The sequence below is a fragment of the Flavobacterium sp. C4GT6 genome, assembly GCF_036347315.1.
GTDB lineage: Bacteria > Bacteroidota > Bacteroidia > Flavobacteriales > Flavobacteriaceae > Flavobacterium.
The window spans coordinates 336,671-359,546 of sequence record NZ_JAZGZU010000001.1 but is presented as its reverse complement, the minus strand read 5'-3'; the positions used below and the strand labels follow the sequence as shown (position 1 = coordinate 359,546).

The following is a 22,876-nucleotide window of genomic DNA, read 5'->3' as shown; positions in this document are numbered from 1 at the left end:
GTTATATGCTTAGAAAAGCGACAATATAAAATATCAATTAACTGAGTTTATGCATAACATCCCCAGTGTAGATTTGCGTGATTTCCTTTCGGATAATCCGGAACGCAAGCAAAAATTTGTAAATGAAATCGGTAAAGCATACGAAGACATAGGCTTTGTAGCGCTTAAAGGTCATTTTCTTGACCAGAAACTTGTAGACAGGCTTTATGCTTCGGTAAAGGATTTTTTTAATCTTCAGCTGGAAACCAAAGAACAGTATGAAATTTCGGGAATTGGCGGGCAACGCGGTTATGTTTCCTTTGGAAAGGAACACGCCAAAGGTCGTAAAGAAGGTGATTTAAAAGAGTTTTGGCATTTTGGACAGTATTTAGATCCAAACTCAAAGTACAATGAGATATACCCTCCAAATGTGGATGTTAAAGAACTGGATGACTTTAATGCAGCTGGAAAAGAAACATATAAAATGCTTGAAAAAACAGGTATTTATGTTTTAAGAGCATTGTCTATTTATCTGGGTATCGATGAGTTTTACTTTGATAAATACGTATCTGAAGGAAATAGTATATTAAGACCAATACACTACCCTCCTATTACCGATGAGCCTAAAAATGCGGTAAGGGCTGCAGCTCATGGGGATATTAATCTTATTACCCTACTTATGGGTGCTCAAGGACGCGGATTACAGGTGCAAAACCATAATGGTGAATGGATTGATGCCATAGCTCAACCGGATGAGCTTGTAATAAATGTAGGCGATATGCTTTCAAGGCATACCAATAACAAACTAAAGTCAACTATACATCAGGTAGTAAACCCTCCAAAGGAGTTATGGGGTACTTCACGTTATTCTATACCGTTTTTTATGCACCCTGTAGCCGATATGAAACTTAACTGCCTTGAAAACTGTATCAATGAAAATAACCCTAAGCAGTTTGATGATATCACAGCCGGTGAATTTTTACATGAACGACTTGTAGAACTGGGGCTTATAAAATAAAAGAGATTATGGGAAAGAAATTAAAGAGTTTAGAAGATCTTGGCGGATTTGTTTTTTCAACCAATAAGGATTTCGAATTTGAAAACGAAGAAACAACTGAAACTCCCGAAAATGGGGAGCAAAAACTTGAAGCACATCTTGACAAGAAGAACCGCGGCGGTAAAATCGCTACTGTTATAAAGGGTTTTGAAGGTAATGATGACGACCTTAAAAGTCTTGCAAAAAAACTAAAAACACTTTGCGGCGTAGGCGGTACAGCTAAAGACGGAGAAATTATAATACAGGGCAACTTTAGAGATAAAATAATGGAATACCTAACTAAAGAAGGTTATAAAGTAAAAAGGGTGGGCGGATAATGCCTCTTCCCTATTGCTCTAATATATTACGCCCGTTAGCATATTCTGACGGGCGTTGTCTTAATATCCTGTAAAAAGTATTACTAAATGTAGGTAGGCTGTTATACCCCACAGCAAGCGCTACATCACTTACCTGCATTTCCTTATTCTGCAATAGTTCTACCGCTTTTAGCATGCGTGATATGGTAAAAAACTGAATAAATGACATCCCCATATCCTTTACAAAAATGCGATGTAGTGTTCTTGTGCTTAATCCGAATTGATTTGCCAGCCCTGAGAATGTAATATTATCACTCAAATGATTAGTTATATAATCGGTAACCTTAATAAGGCGACTGTCTTTTGCAATTGGTAGTGATAATGACAGGTTAGTCCCCGATACTTCGGGTAGTAAAACCTTTAACGCCTTTACTATAACGTAGTTTCGGTTATCCGGTTTCAGGTTTCCTTTCCATCTGTTAGTAAACAGTAAAAGATTCAATAGCAAGTCATTTACAGGATATATCCCTTCTTCATCATAAAAACCCAAATCATTTTTCTCTACAGGAAAATAAAGATTACGCATCATCACATCTTCAGAGTTAGGATGAATACTGTGCTCCACTCCGGGAGGTATCCACATATAATGCCTTGCCGGTAAAAAGTAGGTGTTCTTTTTTGTTTTTACATAAGCTATACCGCCTTCAACATATAAAAACTGAGCCTTGAAATGAGTATGTGGTGGAATAAGCAACTCCCCCATCAAATCATGATGGCAATATATACTGGTATTTTCCTTATCTACTTCAGTTATATAATACTTATCAGTAATCATAAAAAGGTACTGGCTTAAATGAATAAACATTTGTCTTTTACAAATATACCGCCAATAAAACGTTTTCGTAAAATTGCCATATACAATTACGAAAATAGAATTATAGCACTATAATTATTTAATTATAATCAATTTTTCGTTTAAATAAATTCGTTTATGCAAATTGACAGAATAAAATATGAGGATTACAAGGATAAGATTATAACAGCTGTGCAGGCTGCCGCAATGTTTAAAGATAAAATGACAGTAGGTTCCAGTGGTTTTACAAAAGCCGGAGATAGTAAAGCGGTTTTACCAGCCTTTGCCGCCAGAGCTGCAAATGAAAACATAGCGATTACACTGATCACAGGTGCCTCATTAGGGCACACTACAGATAGTGATTTGGCTCGTGCCGATGCTTTATATAAAAGAATGCCTTTTCAGGTGGATTCGGTATTAAGAGAAAAAATAAACAACGGTTCGGTATTTTTTATTGACCAGCATTTAAGTGAAACTGCCGAATTGTTAAATAATAAGCACCTCCCTCCTCTTGATATTGCTATTATTGAAGCTTCTCAAATTGACAGTAAAGGCAACATAATCCCTACTACATCAATAGGTAACTCGGCTACATTTGCAAAACTGGCAAATAAAGTGATAATTGAAATAAACACATCTATACCTATTAATTTCAAAGGTATACATGATGTAGCTATCCCAGGAGAATATCCTGTTAGGGATATATTGCCTATTACCAGCGTTAATACAAGAATAGGAAAAGAATATATACATGTAGATCCGGAAAAAGTTGCCGGAATTGTGTTTACAGAACTTCCTGATAGTCCGGCACAGGAAACATCTTCAGACGATAAAACAGAAGCTATAGCTAATCACCTGATGACATTTTTTGAAAGCGAAGTAAAATCGGGCAGGTTAACCGAGTCACTATTACCATTACAGGCAGGCATAGGTAAAATAGCTAATGCGGTGCTTTCCGGCTTTTCAAAAGGAAACTTTAAGCATTTAACAATGTATTCTGAAGTGTTACAGGATAGCACTTTTGAACTTATAGATTCGGGTATTATGGATTTTGCCTCAGCTTCATCCATAACTGTTTCAAAATCATGCTATGATCATCTTATGGCTAATTTTGATGATTACAAAGATAAGATCATTCTTAGACCTCAAAACATAAGCAATGCTCCCGAAGTTATTCGCAGACTTGGAGTTATAGCTATCAATACTGCTATTGAATTTGATATTTACGGTAACGTAAATTCTACACATATTACAGGCTCTAAAATGATGAATGGCATCGGAGGCTCCGGTGATTTTGCACGAAATGCTTACCTGAGCATTTTTGTTTGTCCTTCTGTATCAAAACACGATAATGCAATATCTCATGTTTTGCCTATGGTTTCTCACGTAGACCATACAGAACATGATGTTGATATATTAGTGACCGAAAACGGACTGGCAGATTTGCGTGGAATGGCTCCTCGTGAGCGAGCCTCACAAATAATTAATAATTGTGTTCACCCGGATTACCGTGAAGCGATACAAAGCTACTATGACAGAGCCTGTGAGCGAGGCGGACATACACCACATTTACTGGAAGAGGCTTTTTCATGGCATTTAAACTATGTAAATAACGGCACCATGAAAGCGCTTTGTACAGCAGAAAATTCATAATTTGCAAATATTGTAATTTGTTTCAGTATCCCTGAGAGGCTTTATGCATTTTAGGGATTTTTTATGCCTGTAAAAGTTTTGAGGCATATTATTCTATTATTACCTTTATCTTTTTAATAAAAGTAATAATGACCACATTGAAAATAGCAGGTGTACCGGAACACTTTAACCTACCCTGGCATTTATGCATCCAGAGTAACGAATTCGCTAATCACAATATTGATTTACAATGGACTGATGTACCCGAAGGTACCGGTAAGCTTTGCCAAATGCTTCGCAATGGCGATACAGATATTGCCGTTATTTTAACGGAAGGTATCATTAAGGATATTGTTGCCGGGAACGATTCAAAAATTGTTCAGGTTTATGTTGATTCTCCACTTATATGGGGAATACATGTAGCTGCAGGTTCTGCTTATCACGACATAAACGATATTAAACAGGGAAAAGTAGCCATAAGCCGCTATGGATCTGGTTCTCATTTAATGGCTTTTGTAAATGCCGAAAATCAGGGATGGGACACTTCAAAACTTGATTTTGAAATCGTAAATACCATAGATGGTGCTATTGATGCTTTGACTGATGGAAAAGCCGATTACTTTATGTGGGAACGATTTATGACAAAGCCTTTAGTAGACAACGGTATTTTCAGGCGTGTAGGCGACTGCCCTACTCCATGGCCGTGTTTTGTAATAGCTGTAAGAAATGAAGTTTTACAAAACAATCCAGATGCCATAGGTACGATTCTTGAGATAATCAATAATAAAACTACAGGTTTTAAGGAAATTGAAAACATTGATGTTGTTTTATCTGATAAATACAACCAAAAAGTTGAAGACATAAGAGAGTGGTTAAAACTAACCAAATGGTCACAAACGAAACTCGATAAAACTACGTTTGATAAAGTACAGGATCAGCTGGTACGCCTTAATATCATTGAGAACAAAACATCGTTTGAAGCAGTAACCAGATAAAACCTGGCGTTTTGTTAAAAGAGAAATGGCAAAAATAAATTCTGAATCCATTAAAAAATTTAAAAGTAAGCTTCAGATAAAGAAGCCATGGGATTCTATTATCATTTTTGTACTGAATGTACTTATTGCCATTCCACTTTTTATAATACTACACCAAAACCTTATTGACCCTAACTGGCCCTTGCACTTGGACAGGGTTTTAATATTTGTTGTTTTGGTAATTGTTATACAACTTATTTTAAGACTTTTAAAAACAGTCCTTATTGTTTGCATATTCTTTTACCTTATTGCTCTTGTATACGGCTCTATTTTCGGGAAATATGGTTTTAATGCTGTTTTTGAAGATTACAGAGCCATGGTATATGCAATGGCAGACAGCCCGAATCCGCAGGATGTTATTGTATCTAAGCTACTACCCTTCCCTAATAAATCTAAAACGCTTGATGCAATAGACTTCAATAATCCTAAGGTTAGGAATTTTGCACTTTCAGCCACCAGAAAATACTTTAATGAAGTAAAAAGTAATAGGAAAGACAGGCTCTTAATACAGTGCTTTGCAGTATTTAAGGAAATACGAAATAAATGGAATTATGTAAACGACCCAAAAGGGCGTGAATATATAGCTTATGCATCAGAGTCTTTACAGCATTTTTCGGGAGATTGTGATGATCACGCCATACTAATGGCGGCCTGTATAAGAGCTATTGGAGGCACTCCACGCCTAATCCATACGGGCGGGCATTTATATCCTGAAATGCTTGTAGGTAACAAAGCCGATTTAGAAACGGCCAATTACCTTATAAAAGAAGTATTATTTGTAAATGAAAGTCGTGGCAAGGAAATACATTACCATATAGACGAACGTGGCCAGATATGGCTTAATTTAGACTATACGGCAATGTATCCCGGTGGTCCTTTTATGTCGGAAGAGATACTGGGAGCATTGACTCTTGAATAATTACCAGTTAATCTCCTTTTTACCCTTTTCCTTTAAAAATTCATTGGTTTTACTAAAGTGTTTATTACCAAACCAAAGCCCTCTGTTAGCACTCAAGGGTGACGGGTGTCCTGTTTCAAGTACCAAATGCCTTTGTCTGTCAATACGTGCACCTTTCTTTTTGGCAAATCCGCCCCAAAGTAGAAAAACAACATCTTTCTTTTCATCTGATATTTTTTGAATAACAGCATCGGTAAACGCTTCCCAACCTTTACCTTGGTGGCTTCCGGCTTCACTCTGTCTTACAGTCAAAACTGCGTTAAGTAACAATACACCTTGGTCAGCCCAACGTTCCAGGTTTCCTGTTTGTGGGAAAGGTTTACCTAAATCGGCTTCAATCTCCTTAAAAATATTGATTAATGACGGAGGCATTGGGATACCGTCGCTTACCGAAAAACACAACCCATTTGCCTGTCCGGGGCCGTGGTATGGATCCTGACCTATAATAACCACTTCTACCTTATCAAAGGTACAATGATCAAATGCCGAAAATATCTGACTGCCTTTGGGGTAACATGTAGCTTGGGTATATTCCTGTTTTACAAAATCTATTAAGGAATTGAAGTAAGGTTTTTCAAATTCATCTGACAAAACCTCATTCCATGAAGGATGTATTTTAACCTGCATTATTAGTTTGGATTTTTCACAAATATAACCATTACAGATAAAAGGCTCTATAAAGCTTTTTAAAGTTGTATAAATAGCGTAAATATGTAGTATTTTTGTATAAAATTTGCTGAAGAATAAAAATGATTACCATTACAGATAAAACCCTTAAAGATTTAGAATTTAATACTATACTTGAGACTGTTGCTGCCAGCTGTACTACAGAAAACGGTAAGGAAAAAGCCATGAATATTGCTCCCTTTAAAAATGACACGGAGCTTATGCTGGCTTTAAAACAGACCTCTGAGTATGTTTCGTCTTTTGACAATAATAATGCACTACCCAACCACGGATTTGAATCTATCACAAATGAAATAAAATTTCTTTCGATTGAGGACAGTTATCTTGAAGCTCCTGCTTTCAGGAAAATTTCAAATATATCGGACACTGCAAATACCCTTATTAAATTCCTTGAGAAATTTGAGGAATACTATCCTTCACTATATAAAAGAGCTCTCGATGTTGAATACACTAAGGAAATTGTAAAGAGTGTTGATAAGGTTATTGACAAGTACGGAGAAATTAAAGACAATGCATCTCCTGAGCTTGAGGTTATACGCAAGGAAATGAATGTGGTTAAAACAAAAATTAACCAAAGTTTCGCTATGGCATTAAGTCAGTATAACGGCTTAGGTTACCTTGACGATATTAAGGAAAGTGTTGTTGAAAACCGCAGAGTACTTGCTGTTTTGGCAATGTACAGGCGTAAAGTGAAAGGTACAATTATGGGTAGCTCTAAAACAGGTAGTATTACTTATATAGAACCTGAAGCTACCTTAAGATATTCTCGTGAACTGAACAATTATGAATATGAGGAGAAAGAGGAAATAAAACGTATTTTAAAACAGTTAAGTGATATTATACGCCCTTTTATTCCGCTATTGCAGGAGTATCAGGAGTTTTTAACCGATATAGATGTGGTTTCCGGTAAAGCTAAATATGCCCGAAGAATCAATGGATTGTTACCCAAAATTACTTCCGAAAAAAGAATGTTTTTCAGGGAAGCCTTCCATCCTATTCTTTATCTTAACAACAAACAGAAAAAGAAGGAAACCTATCCGCAAACCATAGAGCTTACACCTGATAATAGGATTATAGTTATATCAGGACCAAATGCCGGTGGTAAAAGTATTACACTTAAAACAATAGGTTTGTTACAACTAATGTTGCAATGTGGTTTACTAATCCCTGTACATGAGCGTAGTGAAACTTTCCTTTTTGATAGAATACTTACAGATATTGGAGATAACCAGTCTATCGAGAATCATCTAAGTACTTATAGCTACCGTCTTAAAAACATGAATTACTTTTTAAGGAAATGCAACGACAAAACACTTTTCCTTATTGATGAGTTTGGTACAGGATCAGACCCTGAGCTTGGTGGTGCATTGGCAGAAACTTTCCTTGAAGAATTTTACAACCGTGAAGCCTTTGGTATTATTACCACTCACTATACCAATCTTAAAATGCTGGCTAACGAATTGCCTTTTGCTACAAATGCTAACATGCTTTTTGACGAAAAGTCACTTGAACCTATGTACAAACTTATACTAGGACAGGCAGGTAGTTCGTTTACCTTTGAGGTAGCTCAGAAAAACGGCATACCTTTTGGGCTTATAAACAGAGCTAAAAAGAAAATTGAAAAAGGAAAAGTTCGTTTTGATAAAACAATAGCTAACCTCCAAAAGGAACGCTCCAAACTTGAAAAAACCTCACAAACCCTTAAAGAAGAAGAAGGAAAAGCACGAGAGGAAAGCAAGAAAATGGAGAGTATAAATAGTAAAATTCAGCAGAAGCTGGAAAGTTACCAGGAACTGTATGACTCTAATCAGCGCCTTATTTATATGGGGCAAAAACTGGATGACATTAGTGAGAAATACTTCAATAACAAAAACAAGAAAGAGCTAATAGGCGAATTTCTTAAAATGGTAGAGATTGAAAACTCCAAACGTAAAAAACTTACGGTTAAGGAAAAGAAAGCCAAAGAAGTTGTACAGAAAAAGGTAGTTGCCGAAGTAAAAGAAAAGGTAGAAGAAATACGCAAAGAAAAGAAAGAGAAAAAAATAAAAGAACAATCTGTAATCAAGCCAAAAGCTATCATACGAATTGGTGACAGAGTTAGAATGATTGACGGTAAAGCTGTAGGTACTCTTGATAGTATTGAAAAAAACAAAGCTACCGTAAATTACGGCATTTTCACCTCTAAAGTTGATCTTGATTCTTTAGAGCTTGTCGAAGCCATTAAAAAGAAGTAAAGTGGAAAATTTACCTGTAAATAAAAAGATAATATTGTTTGACGGGGTATGTAATTTATGTGACTCTACCGTTCAGTTTATTATTAAGCGTGACAAAAAAGATATATTCCGATTTGTCGCACTACAATCTGAACTGGGAGAACAAATTATAAAGCATATTGGCGTAGACCGTTCTAAAACAGACTCTATAATATTATACGAACCAAGCATAGCTTATTATTATAAAGCAGAAGCAGCAATAAAAATAGCATCAGCTTTAGGAGGAATATATACTTTAATGAAAGTATTTAGCATTTTACCTAAATCACTATCAAACTCTGTTTACGACTACATTGCTAAAAACAGATATAAATGGTATGGAAAAAAAGATGAGTGTATGATTCCTACTCCTGAAATGAAGGCAAAATTTTTATAGTCTATATTAGCTAAAACAAATTTTAAATTAAAGGATTATTGTGTTTACGGCATCCTGGGTAGAAGTACAGTTTTGCTTTGGCTCAGAAAATATGGTAACTTAGACTAGAGTAAACAAAATGTGTTATTTATATATAAATCCAAAGAAACACCAGCTCAGATTATCAAAAGGCTTGAAAAAGAACTGGCTGATGAGAAGCTTAGAAATAAGATTCTTAATGAAATGATTGATATATCAGATAATCAATATGGAACTCAAATCAGAAAAAAGTTTTCTCCCAAACCATCTTCCTGCTCAGAGAAAGAGCAGGAATAAGTCTGTCCAGAAGTTGCCGATTGTTTGGGATAAGCAGACAAGCTTTATATCAGGAACAAAGAAGAATCTGTTTTAGAGAAACTGAATTGCTTCAGGTAAAAGCTATGGTTGTAGCTTTAAGATTAGAAATGCCACGTATTGGAATCTGCAAACTATATTACCTGCTTTATCAGGAACTTTCCAAGGGTGATATAAGATAGGCCGAGATGCCTTATTTAATTATTTACGAAAAGAAGGATTGCTGGTTAAGCCAAAGAAAAGTTATACTAAAAACAACTTTCTCAAAACATTGATTTCACAAACATGAGAACCTTTTAAAGGATAGTAGGATTGAAGGTCCTGAAAAAGTTTATGTTAGTGATATCACTTATGTAAAATCTTTTAACACATTATTTATCGTTAGCAACTGATGCATATAGCAGAAAAATAGTAGGTCATAATCTTAGTGATGATTATGAGTAGTGAAAATGTTATCAAAGCTTTAAAGATGGCTATTAGAGATCGAAAATCAGAACTGCCACTTATAAATCATTCAGACAGAGGATTACAGTACTGTTCAAAAGTTTATCAAGACGTATTGAAGAATAACAACATAACACCATCAATGACAGATGGGTATGATTGTTATCAAAATGCCTTGGCAGAAAGAATAAATAGTATTTTAAATAATGAATTCTTAATATATAAATGTAAGAAACATTAGAAAAGCTTATAGAAACATCAATAAAGACATATAATAACAGAAGACCACACTTGAGCTTATCAATGAAAACACCTAACTTTATACATAAAAAACCAGTCAGTAAATACTGACTGGTTAATATGATTTTATTGTAAAACCTGTCAACCTATTTTAGGACTAGTCAATATACTACTTATAAGTTTTCTTGCTGCTGTTTGCACAGGATCCCAAACCGGGGAAAACGGAGGTGCATAAGAAAGATCCAAATCAATAATATTTTGCAGGGTAAGATTATGTGTTAAGGCAGTAGCCAAAACATCTATACGTTTGGCGGCTCCCTCCTCACCTATTATCTGTCCGCCTAATAGTCGTCCACTGTTCTTTTCCGCGAGTAATTTAACCACAATCTTTTTGGAATTGGGGTAATAATGCGCTCTCGTACGACTTTCAATACTAGCCTTAACATAATCGATATTAAGCTTTTGTAATTGCTTTTCAAGCAGCCCGGTTCGGGCAACCTCATAACTACATATTTTACATACGGCAGTACCTACCACACCGGGGAAAACTGTTTTTTCACCCGCTATACTACTACCCGCTACCAGTCCGGTTTTATTAGCTATGGTACCAAGTGCTATATAAACATGTTCTTTACTTACTAAGTGTAACGATTCGGTGCAGTCACCCGCTGCCCATACATCAGGAATATTAGTACGTAACTGACTATCTACTTTTATTGCTCCACGGGCTCCCAATTGTATTTTACTACCTTCAAGAAAATCAGTATTAGGACGAGATCCCATACCAAGTATCACAATATCAGCAGGAATACTTTGCTTATCAGTTATCACGGCAGTTACCTTACCTTCTTTAACATCAAATCCGGTTAGCGCTTCACCTAAAAATAACTCAACACCCAGCCCTCTTAAAGCTTCTGATACCAAAGCACCCATATCGGGATCAAGCGTATTCATAACCTGTTCAGATCGGTTAATTAATGATACTTTAATCCCACGTTCCAAAAGAGATTCAGCCATTTCAAGACCTATGTATCCTCCGCCCACTATAACTGCTCTTTGAGGCTTTTTTTCTTCGATATAACGCTCAATGTTAATTCCGCTTTTAAGTGTGGTAACACCAAATACGTTTTCAGAATCATATCCTGCCACATCAGGACAAAATGCTTTACCTCCTGTAGCTATCATTAACTGGTCATAGCTTTCCCAAAACTCATCTCCGGTTTCCTTATTCAGTACTTTAATTTTTTTGTTATCAGTATCGACCGATAGTACCAAATGTTGCGTTCGTACATCTATATGATATTTGCTCCTGAAAGTCTCAGGATCACGCACTATAAGCTCCTGATAAGTTTTTACCTTTTCAGAAATAAAATAGGGTATTCCACAGGCAGAATAAGAAGTATAATCCGATTTTTCAAAAACAATTATTTCCCTGTCGGGTTGTTCTCTCCTTACTTTTGATGCTGCCGACATTCCGGCTGCATCTCCACCTATCACTACCAGTTTATTATTCATCATTTTTACATTATTAGCAAGTTGCTATTAAAGGTAGGAAGAAAAATAGTTTTAAAGGACTTAATTAACTTACACATATATTTTTTTCCTATTTTTAAGCACTTAAAACTCAACCTTACCAATACATGAAAAACTTTTGTTTTTTACCTCTCTATGATGACTCATTTCCTACGTGTCTAATTACCGCAATACCTTTGTTACCACAAAACATAAAAAAATTAATTATAAGCCATTTAAGTTAATAACATGCTCATAAAAGTATTTGGAAGCGCCGTATTTGGTGTTGAAGCCACAACCATAACCGTAGAGGTTAATATTGATAAAGGAATAGGATATCACCTTGTAGGATTGCCCGATAATGCCGTTAAAGAAAGTAGCTACCGTATTGCTGCTGCTTTAAAAAATAATAGCTATCAGTTACCCGGTAAAAAGATTACCATTAATATGGCTCCGGCCGATTTAAGAAAGGAAGGATCTGCTTACGATCTTACTCTTGCAGTAGGTATACTTGCGGCTTCAGGACAAATCCCATCTGAAGAAGTTGATAAGTATATTATAATGGGTGAGCTCTCGCTAGACGGAAGCTTACAGCCTATTAAAGGTGTACTCCCTATTGCTATTAAGGCAAAGGAAGAAGGTTTTAAAGGTTTTTTCCTGCCTAAACAAAACGTAAAGGAAGCTGCTATTGTTAGCGGACTGGATGTATACGGAATAGAAAACGTTACCGAAATTATCGACTTTTTTAGCGGAAAAGGCACTTTACAACCTACTGTAATCAATACCCGCGAAGAATTTTATAAAACACTTGATTTCCCTGAATTTGATTTTGCCGATGTAAAGGGACAGGAAAGTATAAAACGTTGTATGGAAATTGCAGCAGCAGGCGGGCATAACATTATACTCATAGGTCCGCCTGGAGCAGGTAAAACCATGCTTGCCAAACGACTGCCAAGCATACTACCACCTATGACACTTAAGGAAGCACTTGAAACCACAAAAATTCATAGTGTTGCAGGAAAAATAAAAGATGTGGGACTGATGAACCAACGTCCGTTTAGAAATCCGCATCATACAATCTCTGTTGTTGCACTCGTAGGAGGCGGAACTTTCCCGCAACCGGGTGAAATTTCACTGGCACATAACGGCGTACTATTTTTAGACGAGCTACCCGAGTTTAAACGAACCGTACTCGAGGTTATGCGTCAGCCATTAGAAGACAGAGAGGTTACCATTTCCCGTGCGCGATTCACCATTACCTACCCTTCATCATTTATGCTGGTAGCCAGTATGAATCCCAGTCCGGGTGGATATTTCAATGACCCTGACGCTCCGGTAAGTTCGTCACCACATGAAATGCAGCGTTATATGAGTAAAATATCGGGGCCGCTATTAGATAGGATTGATATTCACATCGAAGTTACTCCTGTACCTTTTGAGAAACTTTCAGACAAACAAAAAGCTGAAAGCAGTACAGATATAAGGAAAAGAGTTATGGAAGCCAGAGAGATACAAACAAATCGTTTTGCACATCTGGAAAACATACACTATAATGCACAGATGAATACCAAACAGATACGAGAGTACTGCGACCTTGACGAAATTTCGTTACAACTTTTAAAAACAGCTATGGAAAGGCTTAATCTTTCAGCTCGTGCCTACGACAGGATTTTAAAAGTATCACGTACCATTGCCGACCTGGAAGGTTCAACGAATGTTGAACCACAACACATATCAGAAGCTATTCAATATAGAAGCCTTGACCGTGAAGGATGGTTGGGGTAAATAAATTTTAGATTTAAGTAGTAACGGTTGATAATAAAAAGGCGCAATATAAACTATACGCTTAAATATTGAATTTAATATTGGACAAATATTTGATCCAATTATATATTATAACATTTGGCTTCTTTGATAAATTGCCTAATAATACTGAGAGAGACAAGCCTATCTCAGTATTATTAGGCTTTTAAAGTTTACCTGAGTTTTTATTTAAAAATAGAATTTATTGCTTTTAACAGGTTTATAAATATAAGTATCTCTTTAACAGTAACGCTATGATTTACAATAAAAATGAACCTTAAAATTGCAACAATCCCATTGAAAATTCGCTTTAAAATCTTCAATTTACCTTCTGATACTTCCAGATTAAATCTGAAAAAATTGGTTTGGATATTCAAGACTTTCTTGAAATCTCCTTTACTGTGTTTAACTGTCAATTAGCATCATCCTAATCAAGTATCAAGATTACATAGTTGTAATCAAATATTAACCATATGTGTTAGTATAAAATTAAATAAATATTATTTACAATTTAAATATTTTTGACTAGTTTTAAACAACGTTATCAACAATTTATAATCTTATACTGTTTTATCATCATTTCAAAAAGATAATTCACATTTAACACTGTTAAAACATATAATTTGTTACTTTGCCTGTCTGTAACTTTACGCCGTCAATACCCAAAAAATAGTATCTTTGCATAAAAAATTAGCTACAGGTTTTGAGGTATTTTATTGAATTTGCTTATAACGGAAAAAACTATCACGGGTGGCAGTATCAGCCACACAGTATATCGGTACAGGAAGTATTAAATAAAGCCCTCTCTACCCTGCTAAAACAACCTATAGATGTTACAGGGGCCGGCCGTACAGATACAGGTGTGCATGCAAAACAAATGTATGCCCATTTTGATTTTGATAAGGAACTGGACAGTAGCTTCTGGACAAAAAAACTCAACGCATTTTTACCAAAAGATATAGTGGTTTACAGGATAATACCACTACATGACGATGCGCATGCCCGTTTTGATGCTACCAGCCGTACCTACGAATATCATATACATACCTATAAGGATGCCTTTGATAACGAAGCCAGTTGGTATTATTTCCACAAACTGGATATAGATAAAATGAACGAGGCTGCCAAAATCCTTTTTGAGTATAAAGATTTTAAATGCTTCTCCAAAACGCATACTGATGTCAAAACATTTAACTGCGTAATGATGGAAGCCAACTGGCAACAAAATGATACCAAACTGGTATTTACAGTTGCTGCCGACAGATTTTTAAGAAATATGGTAAGGGCAATTGTAGGCACATTGGTAAATGTGGGACAGGGCAAACTAACCTTACAGGAATTTAGGGAAATTATAGAGAGTCGTGACAGGAATAAAGCTGGCTTCTCGGTTCCCGCACATGGATTGTACCTAACAAAGGTAGCTTATCCGTACATCGATCAAGAAATAATATGAAAGCAATAAAATCCACATCACTAAAAAAAGTACTAAAGTTTACCAAACCTTACAGGGGTCGCTATAATGCTGTTATCTTTTTTGCCATATCGCTATCGCTTTTTGCTGCCCTTAGACCATACCTTTTAAAAAGAACGGTAGACGAATATATAAGCCCCAAAGATGAAACAGGCCTGCTGTATTACATTATTGCAATGGGCATTGTTTTAATGCTTGAGGTAACCTCACAGTTTTACTTTGTTTACTGGGCAAACTGGCTGGGACAGGATATCGTTAAGGATATTCGTGAGAAACTTTTCAGTCAGATTTCACGTTTCAAAATGAAGTTTTTTGACAACGAACCCGTAGGTAAACTGGTTACCCGTACCGTTTTTGATATCGAATCTATCGCCAGAATTTTCAGTCAGGGGCTGTTCATGATAATCAGTGACCTCCTTAAAATGATTGTTATACTGGGCTTTATGTTCTACATGAACTGGAAGCTTACCTTTATAGTACTATTGGCAATGCCGGTTTTACTTTACGCTACCCGAATTTTCCAAATCAAAATGAAGGCGGCATTTGAGGAGGTTCGTGCTCAAATATCAAATCTTAACACCTTTGTACAGGAAAGACTTACAGGTATGAAAATCGTTCAGCTTTTTAATCGTGAGAAAATTGAGTACGAAAAGTTTAAGGACATAAACAGAAAGCATAATAAAGCCTGGTTAAAAAACATTTTATACAACTCCATCTTCTTCCCTATTGCCGATATTATTTCGTCTATCACATTAGGTATCATTATATGGTACGGAGGTTTAAACATTCTTAACGGAGACAACATAACCACATTTGGTGATTTGTTTGCTTACACCATGTTTATAAGTATGCTGTTTAACCCACTAAGACAAATTGCTGATAAGTTTAATGAGCTACAAATGGGTATAATCGCTTCCGACAGGGTATTGGAATTACTGGACTCAGAAATGAAAATACAGGACGCAGGTACTCTTATAGCTACTCACTTTAAAGGAAACCTAAACTTTAAAGACGTTCGTTTCAGTTACATTGAGGATGAAGAAGTAATTAAAGGAATTAACCTTGATGTAAAAGAAGGAGAAACCATTGCTATAGTTGGTGCTACTGGTGCCGGTAAATCGACCATTATAAACCTGCTAAACCGTTTTTACGAAATAGATAGTGGTACAATATGTATAGATGGCACCAACATTAAAGACTTTACCTTAGAGAGCCTTAGAAAACAAATTGCTGTAGTACTACAGGATGTTTTCCTTTTTGCAGATACTATTTTTAATAATATTACACTGGATGATCCCAATATAACAAGAGAACAGGTTATAACCGCTGCAAAAAATATTGGTGTTCATGATTTTATTATGTCATTACCTAATGGTTATGATTATAATGTAAAAGAACGCGGAGTAATGCTTTCGTCGGGTCAGCGACAGCTTATCGCCTTTTTAAGAGCTTATGTAAGTAACCCAAGTATATTGATACTGGATGAGGCAACATCTTCAATAGATACTTATTCTGAAGAGCTTATTCAAAATGCTACAGACACCATTACACAGGGAAGAACATCTATCGTAATTGCACACAGGCTTGCCACCATTATTAATGCTGATAAAATTATTGTAATGGACAAAGGTAAGATTGTAGAAGCAGGTTCACACTACGAGCTCATCAATAAAGATGAAGGGTATTACAAAAACCTCTACTATTCTCAGTTTGCTGTTGAGAGTTAACAAAATACTAATGAAAGCTACTAATTGGTAGCTTTTTTAACATATGCTTTTAAAAATAAAACCATTTAACCAATAATTACGTAAGTATTATTGTAATAAAACACAATAATATAAGAATACAGTCGTTAATATTTTAAAAAATAAATCTTTAATCAACAAATACTTTTAATAAAAATTTAATATAAAATTAGAAATATTTAAATAATAAATACTGAACTTGCTACTATCAAAATCAACCCCACAGTATTATGAAATGGACTAACTTAAAAAACAGGCTAAAGCTCCTTATTGAGTTAAGCGTTAGAAGCTACCGCCAAAGACGGTTAAGGAGGTATTTTACTTCGTGAGCAATTCAAAGACATCATGAAGAAAATTTTTTGCCATTGATTTTTTAAGTCAGTGGCAAAATTTTTTTTGTCCATATCTCAAGTTTCTCAGTAAATGATTTAGTAGCATTTGCCCCACTTGGAGAAGGCAACACATCATAATTAAGATTGTCTTTGCGCCCAACATATTTATCATAATATGCCGCAGCATTTTTACTGGAGAAAAACACATGCTTTATATTAGGATGATTACTATAAAAATCATCAAAATTGTTAGGTATCTCATTTTTAATATTACTGTCAAGACTCCCCTGCCTTTCGCAAAACTCAAGCACATCCCATAAGGCTATATTATACTTTCCCAAAAGTAATTTCCTGTCTTCATAATCTAAAGAGAAATCTTCGCCAAGCAAGTTATACATCAGTTTCCAAAACTGATTTCCCTTATTACCGTAATATTCCCCCAATTCCAATGATTTCTCACCCGGCAGGGTACCAAGTATCAGTATAGTACATTTACTATGCACTAAGGGCGGAAATGCTTTTTTCATATTATCATTATAAAACATAGTACAATATAAGTTTAAGCCATAAAAAAAGCCTCACAATGTGAGGCTTTAATTTTATAATCTAAAGAAATTATCCTAAAACTTCTTTTACTTTTTTACCTATCTCAGCTGGAGAATCAACAACGTGGATACCGTTTTCGCTCATGATACGTTTTTTAGCTTCTGCTGTATCGTCAGCACCACCAACAATCGCACCTGCGTGACCCATTGTTCTACCTTTAGGAGCAGTTTCTCCGGCAATGAAACCAATAACCGGTTTTCTGTTACCGTCAGCTTTAATCCATTTAGCAGCATCTGCTTCAAGCTGACCACCAATTTCACCTATCATAATGATAGCTTCAGTCTCAGGATCGTTCATTAAAAGTTCAACAGCCTCTTTAGTAGTAGTACCGATAATTGGATCACCACCAATACCGATAGCTGTAGTAATACCTAAACCTTGTTTTACAACCTGGTCTGCAGCTTCATAAGTAAGAGTACCTGATTTAGAAACGATACCTACATTACCTTTTTTGAATACGAAACCTGGCATGATACCAACTTTAGCCTCACCCGGAGTGATAACACCAGGACAGTTAGGACCTACTAAACGACAGTCTTTACCTTGTATGTAGTCATAAGCTTTGATCATATCTGCAACAGGAATACCTTCTGTAATAGCTATAATTACTTTGATACCTGCCTCAGCAGCTTCCATAATTGCATCAGCAGCAAATGCCGGCGGAACAAATATGATAGATGTATCAGCACCTGCAACTTCAACTGCATCTTTTACAGTATTAAATACAGGACGATCTAAGTGAGTAGTACCACCTTTACCCGGTGTTACACCACCTACTACGTTAGTGCCATATTCAATCATTTGGGTAGCGTGGAAAGTACCTTCGCTTCCTGTGAATCCCTGAACAATTATTTTGGAATCTTTATTAACCAGAACACTCATGATATATTTTTTAAATTATTTTTTAAATCGCAATGCAAAAATAGCTTTTTACTAATTATATATAAAGCTTTTTTTGATTTTTATACACTTAATTCATTAAAAAAGCCTACGCTTTTTTCTTTATATTTTTTTGACAGAATGATAACCATCTGGTCGCTTACTTTTATAGAGAAATCAACCGTTAAGCTAACTGACTCATTAAAAAACCTTTATAAAACTGATTGTCTTTTATTTCCCAAATAACCATAAAATTGGCTAATACCATTTCTTCATCAGGGTTTTCAAATGCATGGACATAATGAGTGTAACGTACACTAACAGTATCCCCTTCCTCAATAATATGAGATATATTTACACGCGATGAAATATAAGATTTATTCAGTTCGGCAGCTAAAGCCAGTAAATCATCCTTATCAAGCTCAAGATAGCCTTTAGAACTGTTCCATTGCAATACAATGTCGTTATGAATAAAACGTTTCAGGGCTTCTGCATTTGCATAAGCCTGTGAATTATAATACTCCAAAACCAGTTCTTTAGCTCCCATATCTTATTTTTTTAATTTTTCTAAAATTTCGGGAATACGTTTGATATGTGCAAGTTGTTTTAGCTTTTCTCTCGATTCTTCTGCCGGATAGCCAAAATATACTTTTCCGCCTTCAAGAGATTTACTAATGCCCGACTGTGCTAATAACACTGCTTTACTGCCTATAGTAATACCGCTGGTAGTACCAACCTGACCCCAAATTGTAACTTCATCTTCAATTATAACACAACCTGCAATACCGGTTTGTGCTGCGATAAGACATTTTTTACCTATTACAGTATCATGGCCTATATGCACCTGATTATCAATTTTAGAACCTTCACCAATGGTAGTATCACCTGTTACTCCCCTATCTATAGTACATAATGCACCAATACCCACGTTGTCTTTAATTACAACACGACCACCGGAAAGTAACTGATCAAATCCTTCAGGGCGTTTTTTGTAATAAAAAGCATCGGCCCCTAAAACGGTACCTGCATGTATAATAACACTATCACCTATAACAGCATTGTCATAAATCACAACATTAGAATAAATAAGACAGTTTTTACCAATAGTAACATTTTCGCCAACTACAACGTTAGGCTGTATAACAGTACCCTCTCCAATTTTAGCTGTAGATGCTATAGCTGCTCCTGCCGCTTTAAAAGGCTGAAAATGTTTGGTAAGTTTATTGAAATCCCTAAACGGATCGTCTGAAATTAAAAGTGCTTTGCCTTCAGGGCAATCTACTTCTTTATTGATAAGTACAATGGTCGCTGCCGACTGTAATGCCTTATCATAATATTTAGGATGATCTACAAAAACTATATCTCCCGGTTCAACCACGTGAATTTCATTCATACCGTGTACCGGGAAGTTCTCATCACCTACAAAATCACAGTCAATTATTGCTGCGATTTCCTTAATAGTATAAACTTTAGGGAATTTCATAAAAATGAATTAAGATAAAAAAGCCAGTTTAAACTATTTTAAACTGGCCTTTAGTATAAATTATTCTTTAACACGCTCAACATAAGAGCCTGTTGCAGTATCAATTTTAATTTTATCACCTTCGTTAATAAACAAAGGAACGTTTACAGATGCACCTGTTTCAACCTTAGCAGGTTTAGTTGCATTTGTTGCAGTGTTACCTTTAACACCCGGTTCTGCATAAGTAACCTCAAGAACAACAGAAGCCGGCATATCTACAGATAGAGGAGCTTCAGTTTCAGTATTAATGATAACCATTACCATTTCTCCTTCTTTTAAAAGATCCGGTGCATCAAGAATATCTCTTTGAAGAGAAATTTGCTCATACGTTTCGGCATGCATAAAATGGAAAAGATCTCCTTCAGGATACAAATACTGGAATTTGTGAGTTTCTACCCTTACGTCTTCAATTTTATGACCTGCAGAGAAAGTGTTATCAAGTACTTTACCTGTTGTTAAGCTCTTTAGTTTTGTTCTTACGAAAGCCGGTCCTTTACCTGGCTTAACGTGTAAGAATTCGATAATCTTATAGATATCGTTATTGTATTTAATACATAGTCCGTTGCGAATGTCTGATGTACTAGCCATTATTACTTACTGTTAAAATTTTATTACTTTGTTTGCTTGTGTCTGTATTTTTCAGCCTTACAAAAATGTATTAATACATTCCTGTATATCCTTTCATTATACCTCTTGACGAGTTTCTAACCGCCATGATAATTTCATCACGTTCCGGAGTAGCTTCCATTTCGGCTTCTATAATTTCGATAGCCTGAGTTGTATTGTAATTTCTTTGGTAAAGAATACGATAGATATTTTGTACCTCACTAATCTTTTCTGAAGTAAATCCTCTTCTTCTTAGTCCAACAGAGTTGATACCAACGTAAGAAAGTGGCTCCCTTGCAGCTTTTACAAAAGGAGGAACATCTTTACGTACTAACGAACCACCGGTTACAAAAGCATGGTTACCAATAGTACAGAACTGGTGTACTGCTGTTAAACCTGCTAAAACAACATAGTCGCCTACAGTTATGTGCCCTGCTAAGTTAGTATTATTAGAGAAGATACAAAAGTTACCCACAAAACAATCGTGAGCAACGTGAGAGTAAGCCATGATAAGACAGTTGTTACCAATTACAGTTTTCATTCTGTCAATAGTACCTCTGTTAATGGTTACACACTCCCTGATGGTTGTGTTATCTCCAATTTCGGCAGTAGTGTCTTCTCCCTGATATTTTAAATCCTGTGGTGGTGCAGAGATTACTGCCCCCGGAAATATATTACAGTTTTTACCAATACGTGCCCCTTCCATAATGGTCACGTTAGATCCTATCCAGGTACCTTCCCCAATTACTACATTATTGTGAATAGTAGTAAAAGGCTCAATCACTACATTTTTGGCTATTTTAGCCCCCGGATGTACATATGCTAAAGGTTGATTCATAAAGTCTTGTTTAACTGTTTTTGACAATTTGCGCCATTAGTTCTGCTTCTGCTGCAAGTTTACCGTTTGCATAGGCGTTAGCCTGCATGTGACAAATACCTCTCCTTATAGGAGAAATAAGATCGCACTTAAATATAAGTGTATCACCTGGTAATACCTTTTGCTTAAACTTAACGTTGTCAATTTTCATAAAATAAGTAAGGTAGTTCTCAGGGTCTGGTACAGAACTTAATATTAATATACCCCCTGTTTGAGCCATAGCCTCAACTATAAGTACTCCCGGCATTACCGGAGCACCAGGGAAGTGACCTACAAAGAAGCTCTCGTTCATGGTAACATTTTTAAGTCCTACCACGTGGCTTTCACTCATCTCAAGTATCTTATCTACCAATAAGAATGGCGGACGGTGAGGCAGCATGCTCATAATTTTGTTCACATCCATAAGCGGTTCCTGATTCAAATCGAAAACAGGCACCTGATTGCGCTGTTCTATTTTTACCAGTTTAGACAGTTTTTTAGCAAACTGAGTGTTTACAAAGTGTCCTGGTTTATTTGCTATAATTTTACCTTTAATTCTTGTCCCTACAAGTGCAAGGTCACCTATTACATCAAGCAGTTTGTGACGCGCAGCCTCATTAGGGTAATGAAGCGTTAGGTTATCAAGAATACCGTTTGGCTTAACTGCAATAGAGTCTTTACCAAAAGCAACCTTAAGGTTTTCCATTGTTTCAGGAGATATTTCCTTATCCACATAAACAATAGCATTATTAAGGTCACCACCTTTTATAAGACCGTTATTTAAAAGCGTTTCAAGCTCATGAAGGAAACTAAAAGTCCTTGCATCTGCAATTTCAGCTTTAAAATCTTTCAGGCTTTTTAAAGTTGCGTTTTGAGTACCTAAAACTTTAGTACCAAAATCAACCATTGTGGTTACCTGATACTCATCAGAAGGCATAACAATAATTTCGCTTCCTGTAGTCTCATCAGTATAAGAGATTACCTCTTTTACCACATATACTTTTCTTTCTGCATCCTGCTCCTCTACTCCTGTTTTTTCAACAGCTTCTACGAAATATTTAGAAGAACCGTCCATAATAGGTGGCTCAGAAGCATCCAGTTCTATAATAACATTATCAACATCGCAACCCACAAATGCAGCAAGAACGTGCTCTGAAGTTTGTATTTTAACTCCATTCTTTTCAAGGTTTGTACCTCTTTGCGTGTTTACTACATAGTTGGCATCTGCCTCTACAATAGGATGTCCTTCAAGGTCTACCCTTACAAAAGTATATCCGTTGTTTACCGGTGCAGGCTTAAAAGTCATAGTTACTTCTTTACCTGTATGAAGTCCTACCCCTTTTAATGAAATTTCACTTTTGATTGTGGTTTGCTTAACCATA

General features: G+C 35.9%; 21 protein-coding genes and 1 pseudogene. 12 read left to right on the top strand and 10 right to left on the bottom strand.

Translation table 11 applies throughout. From position 1 onward, the window contains the following. Window positions 1-49 precede the first annotated feature (49 nt). Both V3Z67_RS01665 and V3Z67_RS01660 read left to right on the top strand, forming a co-directional pair. Complete coding sequence (locus V3Z67_RS01665) at window positions 50-997, top strand: isopenicillin N synthase family dioxygenase (RefSeq protein WP_330441682.1); 948 nt, start codon at window positions 50-52, stop codon at window positions 995-997. A gap of 8 nt (window positions 998-1,005) precedes the next feature. Beyond that, window positions 1,006-1,353 carry a translation initiation factor gene (locus V3Z67_RS01660; RefSeq protein ID WP_330441681.1) on the top strand — a complete coding sequence of 116 codons (348 nt, stop codon included), beginning with the start codon at window positions 1,006-1,008 and terminating at the stop codon, window positions 1,351-1,353. 10 nt (window positions 1,354-1,363) lie between these two features. Here the strand turns inward: V3Z67_RS01660 and V3Z67_RS01655 are convergent, their stop codons facing one another. Further along, a complete protein-coding gene (locus V3Z67_RS01655) occupies window positions 1,364-2,197 on the bottom strand; it encodes an AraC family transcriptional regulator (protein ID WP_330441680.1) in 834 nt (277 codons plus the stop codon). A 126-nt stretch (window positions 2,198-2,323) separates the two neighbouring features. Between V3Z67_RS01655 and V3Z67_RS01650 the strand changes: the two genes are divergently transcribed. The 3 genes from V3Z67_RS01650 (at window position 2,324) to V3Z67_RS01640 (ending at window position 5,770) form a co-directional block, all read left to right on the top strand. After that, the gene (locus V3Z67_RS01650) at window positions 2,324-3,838 is read left to right on the top strand and encodes a succinate CoA transferase (protein ID WP_330441679.1); all 1,515 of its coding nucleotides are present in this window, start codon (window positions 2,324-2,326) and stop codon (window positions 3,836-3,838) included. Between the two features lie 128 nt (window positions 3,839-3,966). Then, window positions 3,967-4,812: a substrate-binding domain-containing protein gene (locus V3Z67_RS01645; RefSeq protein ID WP_330441678.1), complete on the top strand. Its 846-nt coding sequence runs from the start codon at window positions 3,967-3,969 to the stop codon at window positions 4,810-4,812. 25 nt (window positions 4,813-4,837) lie between these two features. Next, window positions 4,838-5,770: a transglutaminase domain-containing protein gene (locus V3Z67_RS01640; protein WP_330441677.1), complete on the top strand. Its 933-nt coding sequence runs from the start codon at window positions 4,838-4,840 to the stop codon at window positions 5,768-5,770. Here V3Z67_RS01640 and V3Z67_RS01635 read toward each other — a convergent pair whose 3' ends face one another. Then, window positions 5,771-6,436, bottom strand: a complete 666-nt coding sequence (locus V3Z67_RS01635; protein ID WP_330441676.1) for a uracil-DNA glycosylase — start codon at window positions 6,434-6,436, stop codon at window positions 5,771-5,773. Between the two features lie 122 nt (window positions 6,437-6,558). Between V3Z67_RS01635 and V3Z67_RS01630 the strand changes: the two genes are divergently transcribed. The 4 genes and pseudogenes from V3Z67_RS01630 to V3Z67_RS17445 all read left to right on the top strand — a co-directional run. Next, the gene (locus V3Z67_RS01630; RefSeq protein WP_330441675.1) at window positions 6,559-8,730 is read left to right on the top strand and encodes an endonuclease MutS2; all 2,172 of its coding nucleotides are present in this window, start codon (window positions 6,559-6,561) and stop codon (window positions 8,728-8,730) included. A gap of 1 nt (window position 8,731) precedes the next feature. After that, window positions 8,732-9,145, top strand: coding sequence for a thiol-disulfide oxidoreductase DCC family protein (locus V3Z67_RS01625; protein ID WP_330441674.1), 414 nt, complete (start codon window positions 8,732-8,734; stop codon window positions 9,143-9,145). A gap of 120 nt (window positions 9,146-9,265) precedes the next feature. Next, window positions 9,266-9,460 (top strand): hypothetical protein, encoded by a 195-nt coding sequence (locus V3Z67_RS01620; protein WP_330441673.1) that lies wholly within the window; start codon window positions 9,266-9,268, stop codon window positions 9,458-9,460. 387 nt (window positions 9,461-9,847) lie between these two features. After that, a pseudogene (locus V3Z67_RS17445) lies at window positions 9,848-10,273 on the top strand (transposase); the annotation flags it as partial. Between the two features lie 30 nt (window positions 10,274-10,303). Here the strand turns inward: V3Z67_RS17445 and V3Z67_RS01610 are convergent. Next, a complete protein-coding gene (locus V3Z67_RS01610) occupies window positions 10,304-11,680 on the bottom strand; it encodes an FAD-dependent oxidoreductase (protein ID WP_330441671.1) in 1,377 nt (458 codons plus the stop codon). A gap of 243 nt (window positions 11,681-11,923) precedes the next feature. Between V3Z67_RS01610 and V3Z67_RS01605 the strand changes: the two genes are divergently transcribed. The 3 genes from V3Z67_RS01605 to V3Z67_RS01595 all read left to right on the top strand — a co-directional run bounded on the left by V3Z67_RS01605 (window position 11,924) and on the right by V3Z67_RS01595 (window position 16,675). Further along, the gene (locus tag V3Z67_RS01605) at window positions 11,924-13,459 is read left to right on the top strand and encodes a YifB family Mg chelatase-like AAA ATPase (protein WP_330441670.1); all 1,536 of its coding nucleotides are present in this window, start codon (window positions 11,924-11,926) and stop codon (window positions 13,457-13,459) included. A 721-nt stretch (window positions 13,460-14,180) separates the two neighbouring features. After that, window positions 14,181-14,930, top strand: coding sequence for a tRNA pseudouridine(38-40) synthase TruA (truA, locus tag V3Z67_RS01600; RefSeq protein ID WP_330441669.1), 750 nt, complete (start codon window positions 14,181-14,183; stop codon window positions 14,928-14,930). Continuing rightward, complete coding sequence (locus V3Z67_RS01595; RefSeq protein ID WP_330441668.1) at window positions 14,927-16,675, top strand: ABC transporter ATP-binding protein; 1,749 nt, start codon at window positions 14,927-14,929, stop codon at window positions 16,673-16,675. Before truA ends, V3Z67_RS01595 begins: the two co-directional genes overlap by 4 nt. A gap of 391 nt (window positions 16,676-17,066) precedes the next feature. Here V3Z67_RS01595 and V3Z67_RS01590 read toward each other — a convergent pair whose 3' ends face one another. The 7 genes from V3Z67_RS01590 to V3Z67_RS01560 form a co-directional block, all read right to left on the bottom strand. Beyond that, the gene (locus tag V3Z67_RS01590) at window positions 17,067-17,552 is read right to left on the bottom strand and encodes a DNA-deoxyinosine glycosylase (RefSeq protein ID WP_330441667.1); all 486 of its coding nucleotides are present in this window, start codon (window positions 17,550-17,552) and stop codon (window positions 17,067-17,069) included. 88 nt (window positions 17,553-17,640) lie between these two features. Continuing rightward, window positions 17,641-18,513, bottom strand: a complete 873-nt coding sequence (gene sucD, locus V3Z67_RS01585; protein WP_035131199.1) for a succinate--CoA ligase subunit alpha — start codon at window positions 18,511-18,513, stop codon at window positions 17,641-17,643. Between the two features lie 181 nt (window positions 18,514-18,694). Continuing rightward, window positions 18,695-19,057 carry a nuclear transport factor 2 family protein gene (locus V3Z67_RS01580; RefSeq protein WP_157481548.1) on the bottom strand — a complete coding sequence of 121 codons (363 nt, stop codon included), beginning with the start codon at window positions 19,055-19,057 and terminating at the stop codon, window positions 18,695-18,697. 3 nt (window positions 19,058-19,060) lie between these two features. Further along, window positions 19,061-19,993, bottom strand: coding sequence for a UDP-3-O-(3-hydroxymyristoyl)glucosamine N-acyltransferase (locus V3Z67_RS01575; RefSeq protein ID WP_330441666.1), 933 nt, complete (start codon window positions 19,991-19,993; stop codon window positions 19,061-19,063). Window positions 19,994-20,053: 60 nt separating this feature from the next. Beyond that, on the bottom strand, window positions 20,054-20,620 hold the full coding sequence (efp, locus tag V3Z67_RS01570) for an elongation factor P (protein WP_157481550.1): 567 nt from the start codon (window positions 20,618-20,620) through the stop codon (window positions 20,054-20,056). Window positions 20,621-20,690: 70 nt separating this feature from the next. Then, window positions 20,691-21,476 carry an acyl-ACP--UDP-N-acetylglucosamine O-acyltransferase gene (gene lpxA, locus V3Z67_RS01565; RefSeq protein WP_157481551.1) on the bottom strand — a complete coding sequence of 262 codons (786 nt, stop codon included), beginning with the start codon at window positions 21,474-21,476 and terminating at the stop codon, window positions 20,691-20,693. A 10-nt stretch (window positions 21,477-21,486) separates the two neighbouring features. Next, the gene (locus V3Z67_RS01560; RefSeq protein ID WP_330441665.1) at window positions 21,487-22,875 is read right to left on the bottom strand and encodes a bifunctional UDP-3-O-[3-hydroxymyristoyl] N-acetylglucosamine deacetylase/3-hydroxyacyl-ACP dehydratase; all 1,389 of its coding nucleotides are present in this window, start codon (window positions 22,873-22,875) and stop codon (window positions 21,487-21,489) included. Window position 22,876: the final 1 nt, after the last annotated feature.

What these genes read in the sequence shown, in the direction of transcription:
- V3Z67_RS01665 (WP_330441682.1), top strand. Translation starts at nt 50, where the DNA reads ATGCATAACATCCCCAGTGTAGATTTGCGTGATTTCCTTTCGGATAAT.
- V3Z67_RS01660 (WP_330441681.1), top strand. Translation starts at nt 1,006, where the DNA reads ATGGGAAAGAAATTAAAGAGTTTAGAAGATCTTGGCGGATTTGTTTTT.
- V3Z67_RS01655 (WP_330441680.1), bottom strand. Translation starts at nt 2,197, where the DNA reads ATGTTTATTCATTTAAGCCAGTACCTTTTTATGATTACTGATAAGTAT.
- V3Z67_RS01650 (WP_330441679.1), top strand. Translation starts at nt 2,324, where the DNA reads ATGCAAATTGACAGAATAAAATATGAGGATTACAAGGATAAGATTATA.
- V3Z67_RS01645 (WP_330441678.1), top strand. Translation starts at nt 3,967, where the DNA reads ATGACCACATTGAAAATAGCAGGTGTACCGGAACACTTTAACCTACCC.
- V3Z67_RS01640 (WP_330441677.1), top strand. Translation starts at nt 4,838, where the DNA reads ATGGCAAAAATAAATTCTGAATCCATTAAAAAATTTAAAAGTAAGCTT.
- V3Z67_RS01635 (WP_330441676.1), bottom strand. Translation starts at nt 6,436, where the DNA reads ATGCAGGTTAAAATACATCCTTCATGGAATGAGGTTTTGTCAGATGAA.
- V3Z67_RS01630 (WP_330441675.1), top strand. Translation starts at nt 6,559, where the DNA reads ATGATTACCATTACAGATAAAACCCTTAAAGATTTAGAATTTAATACT.
- V3Z67_RS01610 (WP_330441671.1), bottom strand. Translation starts at nt 11,680, where the DNA reads ATGATGAATAATAAACTGGTAGTGATAGGTGGAGATGCAGCCGGAATG.
- V3Z67_RS01605 (WP_330441670.1), top strand. Translation starts at nt 11,924, where the DNA reads ATGCTCATAAAAGTATTTGGAAGCGCCGTATTTGGTGTTGAAGCCACA.
- V3Z67_RS01595 (WP_330441668.1), top strand. Translation starts at nt 14,927, where the DNA reads ATGAAAGCAATAAAATCCACATCACTAAAAAAAGTACTAAAGTTTACC.
- V3Z67_RS01590 (WP_330441667.1), bottom strand. Translation starts at nt 17,552, where the DNA reads ATGAAAAAAGCATTTCCGCCCTTAGTGCATAGTAAATGTACTATACTG.
- sucD (WP_035131199.1), bottom strand. Translation starts at nt 18,513, where the DNA reads ATGAGTGTTCTGGTTAATAAAGATTCCAAAATAATTGTTCAGGGATTC.
- V3Z67_RS01580 (WP_157481548.1), bottom strand. Translation starts at nt 19,057, where the DNA reads ATGGGAGCTAAAGAACTGGTTTTGGAGTATTATAATTCACAGGCTTAT.
- V3Z67_RS01575 (WP_330441666.1), bottom strand. Translation starts at nt 19,993, where the DNA reads ATGAAATTCCCTAAAGTTTATACTATTAAGGAAATCGCAGCAATAATT.
- efp (WP_157481550.1), bottom strand. Translation starts at nt 20,620, where the DNA reads ATGGCTAGTACATCAGACATTCGCAACGGACTATGTATTAAATACAAT.
- lpxA (WP_157481551.1), bottom strand. Translation starts at nt 21,476, where the DNA reads ATGAATCAACCTTTAGCATATGTACATCCGGGGGCTAAAATAGCCAAA.
- V3Z67_RS01560 (WP_330441665.1), bottom strand. Translation starts at nt 22,875, where the DNA reads ATGGTTAAGCAAACCACAATCAAAAGTGAAATTTCATTAAAAGGGGTA.